The following is a 10,932-nucleotide window of genomic DNA, read 5'->3' on the forward strand; positions in this document are numbered from 1 at the left end:
GTTAGCACCCACGTGTTTCCGGGCACCGTTCATGTACGAACGCTCCCCTGCGTGTAGAACGGCGGTTTCACCACTTCGGCCGGTATGCCCTGCCCCCGTATGACGATTTCGATCTCGGCGCCTGGTTGCGCGCTCTCCGCCGGGAGATACGCCAGGCCAATGCCCACTCCCAGCGAAGGGCTCACTGTTCCGCTGGTGACCACCCCTCCTCCACTCGGAGTACGCACCTCGTAGCCCGGGCGCGGGAAGCCGCGCTCACGTAGGCGGAAGCCCGCGAGCTTGCGTTCGATGCCCGCTTCCTTCTGTCGGATCAACGCCTGTCGCCCGATAAAGTCCTCCTTTCCGAGCTTCACGACCCAGCCGAGGCCCGCCTCGAGCGCGGTGTGCTCCTCATCGAGATCGTTTCCATACAGGGCATACCCCATCTCCAGGCGCAGCGTGTCACGCGCTCCCAGGCCCGCGGGGATCAATCCTTCGGCTTTCCCTGCCTCGAGCAGCGCACGCCACAGGGGCACTGCATCCCGGTTCTCCAGGTAGATCTCGAACCCGTCCTCACCCGTGTAGCCGGTGCGGCTGAGCAGCGCCTTCCGGTCGAGCAATCGGCCCTCGCGAAAGTGGTAGTAGCCGATGTCGTCCAGCCGGTCGCCCGTCAGGCGCTCCAGGATCGCCTGGGCCCTCGGCCCCTGCAGCGCGAGCAAGGCGATGTCGTCCGACCGGTCGATGATCTCCACGTCGAAGCGCCCCGCATGTTCACGCAGGTGGGCTAGATCCTTCTCCCGATTCGAGGCATTGACGACCAGGAGGAAGTGCTCCGGAAAGCGATAGACGAGCAGGTCGTCCACCACCCCGCCGTCCTGCTTCAGCAGCGTCGAGTACTGCGCCTGACCCACGGAGGCGCGATCGACGTCGTTGCTGGTGACGTACTGCACGAACTCGCGCGCCTCCCGACCGCGCACCTCCACCTCCCCCATGTGTGAGACATCGAAGAGGCCAGCGGCCGTGCGCACCGCCTGGTGCTCCGCCGTGATCCCGGTCGGGTACTGGACCGGCATCTCGTAGCCGGCAAAGGGCACCAGCCGCGCACCCAGAGCCACGTGCTCGGCGCGCAGGGGAGTGGGCTTCAGGGGCATGCTGTGAGGATGTTGATTCAATTACGAATTACGAATTACGAATGCGTAATTTAAAATTTTGAATTCTTAATTTTGGATTGGCCGCCACTGCCACGCGACGGTACAGCACGGATACTGTGTCGGACTCTGACGGGCTGCACCGAGCAATTCCCGCTCGGGTTCGAGCTCGGCCAGTAATTCGTAATTCGTAATTCAAAATCCAAAATTCAAAACTCAAAATTCAAAATTCCCAGCCGGCGCCATCAACGTAGCCATTATGGCTTTCTGCACGTGCAGGCGGTTCTCGGCCTGGTCGAACACGCGCGACTGCGGACCTTCGAGCACCTCTTCGGTGACCTCTTCGCCGCGGTGAGCGGGGAGGCAGTGCAGGAAGATGGCGCGGGGGGCGGCGCGGGCCATGAGGCCGGCGTCGATGCAGTAGCCGGCGAAATCCAGTGCCCGCTGCGCGGCCTCTTCCTCCTGACCCATGGAAGCCCAGACGTCGGTGTTGACCACGTCGGCACCCTCCACCGCCTCGGCGGGGTCGCGGGTGAGCACCAGCGGAGTCGCGCCGCGCGCCCGCTCGAGGATCACCGGGTCCGGGTCGTACCCTTCCGGACAGGCGAGACGGAGCTCGAAGCCGAAGCGGTAGGCCGCATTCAGCCAGGAGTTCGCCATGTTGTTACCGTCGCCCACCCAGGCGATCTTGAGGCGCGGCAGCTCGTTGCCGAAGTTCTCGCGGATCGTGAGCAGGTCCGCCATGACCTGGCAGGGGTGCACCAGGTCCGTGAGGCCGTTGATGACGGGAACCGAGGCGAAGCGCGCCAGCTCCTCGACCTCATCGTGCCCGAAGGTGCGGATCATGATGCCGTCGACGTAGCGCGATAGGACACGGGCTGTGTCGCGAATCGGCTCACCGCGCCCGAGTTGCACATCGCGGCTCGATAGGAAGAGCGCGTGTCCGCCCAGCTGCAGCGTCCCGACCTCGAAGGAGACTCGGGTGCGCGTGGAGCTCTTGGCAAAGATCATCGCCAGCGTCTTCCCCTCGAGTGGGCGCTGGCGATACTGGCCCGATTTCATGGCAGCCGCGAGATCGAGCACCGCTTCGAGCTCTTCGCGGGTCAGGTCGGGTATGGTGAGAAGATCACGTTTGTTCGGTCGGTCTGCCATGAAGCTCGGAACCGTGGCTCGGTGGGGAAGGTACACGTTCCTACGACCGGGCCAAAGATATCACGGCTCCGGTGGCGAAACCACCCGCTTCGGTACGGATTTCGCCTGTCGCGCCGATATTTGGAAGACCGGCCGCTCGCGCGCTGCGGGCCGCGCCGGACCGTGGAGAGCGGCGCACGACGCCCTCGCAGGCCAATTCGCGCCCACCGAGCCCCTGGGCCCGGTGGGCGCCGTTCAGAAGCGTTGATGTCTAGAAAAAAACCACTGTGCGCCGCCGGCATGCTTGCGGTGCTGGCCCTCTTCGCCGGCTGCCGTGACAATCCCACGGATCCGGCAACCTCCGAGATGCGGCTCGAGCTCCGGCGAGGCGACGTCCCCTTTCAGGAGGAGACTATCGCCCCCGGCGGCACGCTGCAGCTCAATGCCAAACTGATCACCGCTACAGGGTCGGAGCAGGATGCTTCCGGGGCCACCTGGTCCACGAGTGACATCGCCGTCGCCACGGTGGACACGAAGGGCAAGGTCACCGCGGTCGGCGTCGGTTCCACCCGGGTGATCGTCAGGCTCGGCGAGCGCGCCGACACCGGGGTGATCAACGTGGCGCAGCCGGTGACCGGCGCGCTTGAATGCGGAGATGGCGTCGTGGATGTCTCGCTCGCTCCGGGCGAGACCCAGGTCTTCGTGGGGGAGGAGGCCGTCAACCTCTGCCTGCCGGGGTCGGGACCGCAGGGCACGGAATACCTCCTGGTGGCCTTCAACGCGTCCACCAGTGCGGGGGCGCGGCTGAACACGCGTGTTGCCGGATCGCTCTCCACCTTACCCTCGACAGACCTCGCGCCCGCGCGCGTCATCGTGCCGGCTCCGAAGCTCCGGGAGGGTCCGGTCCAGGACGAGCGCTTCCACGAATGGCACCTGGAGAGAAGCCGCGCCGAATTCGCGAGCGCCTTGCGGTTCAGCGTCTCCCCGCCGCCCGTAACCGCGCGTGCGCTTCCCGCGGTGGGATCTCTGATGCGCCTCAATGCGGCGACCTTCTCGGGCGGAGCCTGCTCCAACCCCGACTATCGGACGGGGCGGGTAGTGGCGGTCTCCGATCGGGCCATCATCGTGGCCGACACCACCAACCCCGCGAACGGCTTCACGACCTCGGACTATGAGACAATCGCCGCAACCTTCGATGACCTCATCTGGCGGGTGAACACCTCGAACTTCGGCGAGCCGACGGACATCGACAACAACGATCGCGTCATCATCTTCTACACACGGGCCGTTAACGAGCTCACCCCCGCGGGCGCGGACAGCTACGTGGGTGGCTTCTTCTACAATCGCGATCTCTTCCCCAAGAGCGGATCGAACGCCTGCGCGGGGAGCAACGAAGCCGAGATGTTCTACATGCTGGTCCCGGATCCCAACGGCGAGGTCAACGGGAATGTCCGCGGCAAGAACTTCGTGCTGGAGCGCACCTTCTCGGTCCTGGCGCACGAGTTCCAGCACCTGATCAACGACTCCCGGCGCCTGTACGTGAACAAGGCGCTGGTCTGGGAGGAAGGCTGGTTGAACGAGGGGCTGAGCCACATTGCCGAAGAGCTGGCTTTCTACGCTGCCTCGGGGTACGAGCCGCGCAACAACCTGGGCAGCGGTCCGGTCAGCTCGCCTCACTTCAGCCGGTACAACGTCGACAACGTCGCACGCTACATCAACTACCTGCGTGAGCCGGAGAAACACTCGCTGATGGGCGAGGTGGACGAGCTCGCGACCCGCGGCGCCGTCTGGGCGTTCCTCCGCTACGTGGCGGACCGGGAGCCTGGCGACGACCAGGCAATGTGGATGCGCCTGGTGAACTCGAAGACGGTAGGGCTGGAGAACCTCGAGGAGGTCCTGGGAGTCGATCCGCTCCAGTGGATGGAGGACTGGCAAGTTTCCGTGTTCACAGACGACGCCGACATCGACGTCGACGAGCGCTACACGCAGCCCAGCTGGAACTTCCGTCTCCTCACGCAGTTCCTCGACACCTCCGGGCGCTTCCCGCTGCGCACCCTCACGGTGCGCCCGGATGCCGAGCCCATCCCGCTGGACGGCGGCGCAGCCGCCTTCCTGCGAGCGCGGGTGGAGTCGGGCTCCGAGCGGGCGGTGCGGACGACGGTGGAGGGGCTGCCACCGCCGTCACGCCTGCGGCTGGCGGTCGTGCGGATCGACTGAGCGGTTGAGCAGGTCGCAATACCCAGGAAAGACAACGGGCGGCGCTCGGTGCGCCGCCCTCCTTTTTGCTTCGAGAGCTTGCCGCGATCAGCGATCGAGCCGCCGCGGCGGACGCACGGCGAGCACCACGTCGGTGGCAGCGCCGCATTCGGGACAGGAGGCGCGCGACCCTTCGAACCAGCGGCCGCACCCCGGGCAGAGCGACACACGAGGGCCCTCCACGTCGGCCGCGGCGGGAAGCAGGAACGGCTCTCCCTGGTCGCTGACCAGCCGCAGCGAGGGCCCCGTGTAAAAGTGGGCGAGGAGGTCCCGCAGGTCGAGGTCCGAGGCGGCGTTCGCCACGCGGTCCTCGCGGATCACCACGGTCCGGTTGCGGAACGCGGATCGCTCGGCCACCCAGACACGCTCCACCCCGTCTTCGGGGCTCATCGTCACGGTAAGTCCGCGAGATTCGAGCGAGTATCGCACGTTGAGGCGCCGGCGCAGACGGTCGGCCGCTTCGGCGACCGCCCGCGAGGGAGCCAGCTGTTTGCGGTTGGCGGGATGGATGGAAGGATCACAGAAGATCATCGCGCGGGCGTGCGACCATAGCGCGGTGCGTAGCCGCCCAACGTCCGACTCGACCATCGCGGTGAAATCGTACTCCCTTCCAGGTGTGCCCGCCTCGATCACCACCTCGCGAACTCCATCGACCTCCGCCAACGCCGAGCGAAGCGCCTCCGCCAGGACCTCGCGCCGTTGAGCAAAACTGAGGGGACACCACTGCTCCGGATCGTCGAGGTCTATCTTCGTCATTGTCATCTTGTGCCGGTAATTCAAGTTCCGTCCGGCGACAAGATGCCCCCTGTGGAGCGCGGGGTCAAACGCGCTGGTCCGCGGTTGCTCCCCCGAGTCGGGCCAGCAGCCTCTCCGAGGCTTGCAGGCCAGCGGTGACCGCACCTTCGACCGAGCTGGCGTACTGGTAGTCGCCGGCAACCGCCACCGGCGCGTCTTCCTCCACCCCCTGCCTCCGAAAGACCGCCAGCCGTGACAGATACCCGGGGTAGAAGACAGGATTTCCCACTGGCCAACGGTATACCTTTGCGCGGGTGATCCGCGCTTCTATTCCGGGAAAGGGCCCCTCCAGGTCGGGCAGCACGGCGTCAAGAATCCGACGCGGCTCCGCCTGCACCAGATCCGGCGCCACGTCTGGCCGCGCGAACGCGACCACCAAGCCCTTTCCCTCCGGAACCAGCGCCGGATGCTTGTTCTCCTCGACACAGGCCGCGACCACGGTGCGCGCGCTGGAACGAGCGAATGAGATCCCGAAGTAGCGGACGGGGAAGGATTGGTCGAGCAGCAGCGCGACGGTCAGCGCCGGGCGGTAGCGGACTCCCTGTAGCCACTGCTGTAGCCCCGCCGGCGCACCCCGAAGCAACTCGCACGCGACCGGAGCGGGCGTAGCGACGACCGCCCCCGCGAAGTCCCGCACCTCGCCCCCAAGTGCTACCCTGACTGCCTGCCTCGCGACCTCGAGGGCTTCTACACGCGTGCCTCGCTTCACCTCCCGTCCAGCGGCCTCCAGGCGGTCCGCGATCGCTTCGTAGAGGCTGGCCGCGCCGGAGCGCAGCGCGTACACGCTGACGTCGATTCCGTAGCGGGCGAGTGTGTGGTAGAGGCCCGCCGCAGTTTCCTCGGGAAGAGCGCCGTAATAGGCGGAGAGCTGAGGATATACGAGGTGCTCCACGAAATCCCGATCGAGGGCACGCTGTCCCCACTCCGCGATCGACTCCTGGTCGAGGCCGGCCTCGGCGGCGAGCTCCGGCGCATGCAGGTCGAGTACGTCGCTATGACGCTGCAGGAAAGGCACGTACGTCGTTCCCAGACGCATCTTGGTGCGCCAGGAGAGCCCGCCCGAAGCGAGCATGCTGGTGACCGACCCGTAAACGACCTCGTGCGCGCGCCCTTCGCGCCACAACGCATCCCGGCCGCTCGCGCGGATCAGCTCCCCCTCCAGCCCGAGCTGCCGCGCCAGCTCCCGGAAACGGGTGAACATCGACCCGAAGAGCTGCGCCCCGGCGTCGATCGTGAAGCCTTCCAGGCGATCGGTGCGGGTGCGTCCCCCCAGCCATTCCTCGGCCTCGAATACGGTCACGGGAACGCCGGCCCGGTGCAGCCGCCACGCCGCAGCCATCCCGGCAGGTCCTCCGCCGACCACCGCTACTCCACGCTCGTGCATCGCTACTCCGCTGAATCGAATCCGGTGAGATTCGCCTTCGGATCACCGCACAAAAAAACTCCCTCGCCGCCCGCAGGCGACGAGGGAGGAAAGATCGCACCCTGTTCCGGCCCGACGCTACGCCGCAGGCCGGACCCCGTTCTTCCAGCGTCCATAAGGGAGAGAGGGCGCCGGGCGCACCTTGCCACCCCACACGAACGCCACCGCACGCGGCCGCCGCTGCTCCTCCACCCCCCGGCTCACCACGATGCCTACCACCTCCCGACTTTCGTCGCGAGGATCATTACCACGATCTCGTTCCATACTCACCCGCCCGTCGTATGAGTTCAAGCGCGACGATAACGCCGTCGCGCGCACCACTCCGGTGCACACACCGTACCCGTCCGCCCACATGGAGTAAATGGCTATACCACAACAACTTAAATAAAAGCGCCCGCGGGATCGCGACCGCGGGCGTGTCAAATCCAGGTCACCCAGCGTGTCAAAATGACGCGGCCTCTGGAAATGGAGGCGAGGCGTTTGTCTGCTCGTCGTCTGCGGCGCGGCGCTCGGGCGTCGAGCGGGCCGGATGCGAAGCTGCCCAGCTTCGGTAGCTGGGCAGCTTCAGCATCTTGAAGATCTTCCGGTCGACCGCCTCCGCCAGCAGCAACTCGGTCCACTGGTATTGCCCGCTCTCGCTTACGCGAAGATCGCGCACCACCTCGTCGGCGATCGCGAGCAGCTCGGTGCGGGAAACGCTCTCCTTGAAGGTCTCGATCTGCTCCTCGACCCATTCCAGGTAAGCGCGCCGACGAGACGACGGCGTCGTTTCCCGTTTCACGGACCAGGATCTGGTTGCCTTCAAAGGCGGAGCTGTGTGGGTTTGCTAGTCGGCCGACGCAGAAACGAAGCTAACTACCGGTGGATACACGATCAAGTTCCACTTGGGCCGACTTCGGCCCGGCCGTCCGGGCCGAGGTGCACTGTTCGCGGTGAAGCCGGGTGCAGCGCGTTTCGGCTCCGGTAGAGCCCCATGAGTCCGGTGTGGCGGCGTAAAGCCGACCTCCCCGGGCGAGGCGGTGCGTGCGCCGGGCCGGGGAGGTCATTCGGAGATGCCGTAGCGTAGGAGCTTCCGGTACAGGGTGGACGGGTCGATGCCGAGGACCTCCGCGGTCCGCGTCTTGTTGCCTCCCTCGGCCTGCAGCACCCAGTGGATGTAGGCGCGCTCGATGATCTCCAGCGGTGGGTTGGGCGGCAGACGGTCGGAGACCAGGGGCGTTGCCTTCTGCGAGGTCAGCCGCTCCGGGAGCGTGTTCGGCTTGATCTCCCCTCCACGCGACAGCACGGCCGCCCGCTCGAGGGCGTTCTCCAGCTCGCGAACGTTACCGGGCCAGTCGTAAGACTGGAGGATCTCCCTGGCCTCGTCGGAGAGCCGAGGCGGTTCCTCACCGCGAGAGCTCGCGAAGCGCTTGAGGAAGTGATCGGCCAGAAGCGGGATGTCATCCACCCGCTCCCGCAAGGGAGGAAGGTGCAGGGTGATGACGTTCAGCCGGTAGTAGAGGTCGCCACGGAAGGTGCCGCGCCGGATCTCCTCCTCTAGGTCCCGGTTGGTAGCCGCAATGATGCGCACATCCACCGGGACCGCCTCGGTGGCCCCGACCGGAATCACCTCCCGCTCCTGCAGGGCGCGCAGCAGCTTGACCTGAGTCGCGGGCGACATCTCCCCGACCTCGTCGAGGAAGAAGGTGCCGCCCTTCGCCGCCACGAAGAGGCCCGCCTTGTCACGCACCGCCCCGGTGAACGAACCCTTCACGTGACCGAACAGCTCTGACTCGAGGAGGTTCTCGGGCAACGCCCCGCAGTTGATCGAGAGGAAGGGACCGTCCGAGCGATCGGAAAGCGCGTGGATGAAGCGGGCCACGACCTCCTTCCCCGTCCCCGATTCGCCGGAGATCAGCACGGTCGAGTCGGTCGGCGCGACCGTCTCGGCCAGGCGAATCACGTCGTTGAAAGCGCGACTCTTCCCGATCGGACGGACTGCCTGAGAGGCGTCACGGCGGCGGATCTCCGACTTCAGGGCGCGGTTCTCTTGCCGAAGCTGGCGCGACTCCGCCGCGCGTCGGCAGATCACCAGCATCTCGTCGTTGGAGAAGGGCTTCTGGACGTAGTGAAAGGCGCCCTGGTTTACCGCCTGGATCGCCGACTGGAGGGAGGCCTGCGCCGTCATCAGGATGACGGGCAGCGTGGAATCCATCTCCCGGGCGGCGTTCAGGACGTCAATCCCCGAAACCCCGGGCATGCGTATGTCCGTCAGCACGATGTCCGGCTCGACCTCGGCGAGCGCCTCGAGCCCCTGCTGCCCTCCGACTGCGGTGTGGACCTCGAAGCCATCGCGTTTGAGCAGGATGCGAAGCGTGTCGAGGATGGAGGTTTCGTCGTCGATGATCAGGATCCTGGGTGCGCCGCTCACGAAGCCAAGCTTTCCTGGGTAGTGTTCGACTCCGCCCCGGTCACCAGGTCCGGTGGCAGAGATGGGAGATACAGGGTGAACATCGCCCCCGTTCCTTCGGTGGCCGGGACGTTGTCGACGAAGATCGCGCCACCGTGCGCCTCCACCGCCCGCTGCACCAGCGCCAGGCCCAGACCGGTTCCCCCGGGGCGGTGCGTGACGAACGGATCGAAGATGCTGTCGACCAGCTCGGGCGGGACGCCCGGCCCGGTGTCCGAGACTGTCAGACGGATGAGGCTCAGCTCCCCCACTTCCGGAGTGAGCAGGTCAGACCTTACTTCATCGACGACCAGTCTGACCCGCCCGTCACGACCGGCCCACTGGGCGGCGTTCAGCACCAGGTTCAGCACCACCCGGTGGAGTACGTCCTCGGCTCCTAGCACCCACAGTTCCTCGGGCGGATCACGGTCCTCGACCGTCAGCTCGCGATCGACCGCATCGGGGTGCGCGCGCACGACCTCCACGGCGTGTTGCACCAGCGAATAGAACTCGACCGGCGCCGGCGCCGTGACCTTCACCCGGGCGAAATCGATGAACTCCTCGAGCAGCCGGCTGAGCCGGTCCGATTCGCGGAGGACGAGGTTGCGTAGCAGGCGCGAGTCCTCCGGATCGACGCGGTCGCCGGCGATCTGCTCCACCGCGCTGCGGATCGAGGCCAGCGGGTTCTTGATCTCGTGCGCGAGTGAGGCGCTGAGCTCCGCGATGGCTTCCATGCGCTCTGCGCGTCGCCGCAGCGCCTCCATCCGGATCTTCTCGGTGATGTCCTGGAAGATGGCGGTCACCGCCGGCGCGGTCCGACCCACGCCCTCCACCAGGGTGGTGCTCACACCGAGGACGAAGTCGTCCGCATCGCGCCGTGTCTCCCATCGCCGGATCGCGGTACGCTCCTGGCGAGACCGGTCGATCACCGCGCCCAGCCCCGGAGCGACCTCGTCTAGGTGGGCGAGCACCGGTTTTCCCAGCCATTCGCTCGCCTTCATCCCCAGCAGCTCCTCCGCCGCGGGGTTCATGAAGGCGAGCTGCCCGTCGTGCTCGACCGTCAGGATGCCCGTACCGATGCTGGAGAGAATATCGTCCGTATTGAGGCGAAGCTGTTGGAGCTCCGACTGCACCTCCCCCAGCGCCGCGCCCGCCGCGTGTAGCCGGCGACCAAGGTAGCTGGTGACCAACGCCACCATGATGAAGAGCGCGAGCTGCAGCAGAACCGCGGTGTCCAGCAGGCTCGCGCCGCTCCAGGAGATGCTGGCGAGGTAGAGCACGATCGCCAGCATCGCCACGAAGGTACCCCCCCGCGCGGGCAGCAGGAGCGCCGCCGAGCAGATGAGCAGGATGTAGAAAGGCGCGTAGATGCTGTGCTGGATGCCGGTCAGGTAGACGATCAGCGTCAGCAGGGCCGCGTCCGCCACCACCTGGGCCACCAGGAACCACTCCGGTGGCTGCCGTCCTGGCACCCGGGAATACGCATAGGACGTCGCCGTGAACACGACGACGATCGGGAGAATGATGAAAACCACCCAATCCACCCAGGGGGACGCGCCGAGGGAGGTCCAGGTGGCGCGGGCGATGAAGGTGGCGACCAGCAGGAGGCGGCCGACGTAGATCCACTCGAGCACCCGCGCCTGAGCCGGGAGCTGGGGTGGCCTCCGGGACGAGGAGCCCTTCTGCGGGGTCTGGTCCGGGCCGGGGGAGCGAGCTCGTGTCATGGCCTCTCGATCACCCGTCTGCGGCGGATTCCTCCTGAGGGGGCGCAG

Annotated in this window: 9 protein-coding genes; 1 reads left to right on the forward strand and 8 read right to left on the reverse strand. The window is 66.5% G+C overall.

Annotated elements, in window-relative coordinates:
• Positions 1-29: 29 nt before the first annotated feature.
• Together gcvT and argF are read right to left on the reverse strand one after the other, a co-directional pair.
• A complete protein-coding gene (gcvT, locus tag VF167_05040; GenBank protein HEX6924768.1) occupies positions 30-1,130 on the reverse strand; it encodes a glycine cleavage system aminomethyltransferase GcvT in 1,101 nt (366 codons plus the stop codon).
• A gap of 213 nt (positions 1,131-1,343) precedes the next feature.
• Positions 1,344-2,279: an ornithine carbamoyltransferase gene (gene argF, locus VF167_05045; GenBank protein HEX6924769.1), complete on the reverse strand. Its 936-nt coding sequence runs from the start codon at positions 2,277-2,279 to the stop codon at positions 1,344-1,346.
• A 246-nt stretch (positions 2,280-2,525) separates the two neighbouring features.
• Here argF and VF167_05050 point away from each other — a divergent pair, with 246 nt between their 5' ends.
• Positions 2,526-4,475, forward strand: coding sequence for an Ig-like domain-containing protein (locus VF167_05050; protein ID HEX6924770.1), 1,950 nt, complete (start codon positions 2,526-2,528; stop codon positions 4,473-4,475).
• An 87-nt stretch (positions 4,476-4,562) separates the two neighbouring features.
• On the opposite strand, the gene VF167_05055 is transcribed toward VF167_05050, so the two are convergent.
• The 6 genes from VF167_05055 to VF167_05080 all read right to left on the reverse strand — a co-directional run bounded on the left by VF167_05055 (position 4,563) and on the right by VF167_05080 (position 10,884).
• The gene (locus VF167_05055; protein ID HEX6924771.1) at positions 4,563-5,270 is read right to left on the reverse strand and encodes a hypothetical protein; all 708 of its coding nucleotides are present in this window, start codon (positions 5,268-5,270) and stop codon (positions 4,563-4,565) included.
• 64 nt (positions 5,271-5,334) lie between these two features.
• Positions 5,335-6,693 carry an NAD(P)/FAD-dependent oxidoreductase gene (locus VF167_05060; GenBank protein ID HEX6924772.1) on the reverse strand — a complete coding sequence of 453 codons (1,359 nt, stop codon included), beginning with the start codon at positions 6,691-6,693 and terminating at the stop codon, positions 5,335-5,337.
• Between the two features lie 117 nt (positions 6,694-6,810).
• On the reverse strand, positions 6,811-6,996 hold the full coding sequence (locus VF167_05065; protein HEX6924773.1) for a hypothetical protein: 186 nt from the start codon (positions 6,994-6,996) through the stop codon (positions 6,811-6,813).
• Between the two features lie 178 nt (positions 6,997-7,174).
• Complete coding sequence (locus VF167_05070) at positions 7,175-7,513, reverse strand: hypothetical protein (GenBank protein ID HEX6924774.1); 339 nt, start codon at positions 7,511-7,513, stop codon at positions 7,175-7,177.
• Positions 7,514-7,774: 261 nt separating this feature from the next.
• Positions 7,775-9,142: a sigma-54 dependent transcriptional regulator gene (locus VF167_05075; GenBank protein HEX6924775.1), complete on the reverse strand. Its 1,368-nt coding sequence runs from the start codon at positions 9,140-9,142 to the stop codon at positions 7,775-7,777.
• Positions 9,139-10,884: an ATP-binding protein gene (locus tag VF167_05080; GenBank protein ID HEX6924776.1), complete on the reverse strand. Its 1,746-nt coding sequence runs from the start codon at positions 10,882-10,884 to the stop codon at positions 9,139-9,141. Before VF167_05080 ends, VF167_05075 begins: the two co-directional genes overlap by 4 nt.
• Positions 10,885-10,932: the final 48 nt, after the last annotated feature.

It is taken from the genome of Longimicrobiaceae bacterium (assembly GCA_036375715.1).
GTDB lineage: Bacteria > Gemmatimonadota > Gemmatimonadetes > Longimicrobiales > Longimicrobiaceae > DASVBS01.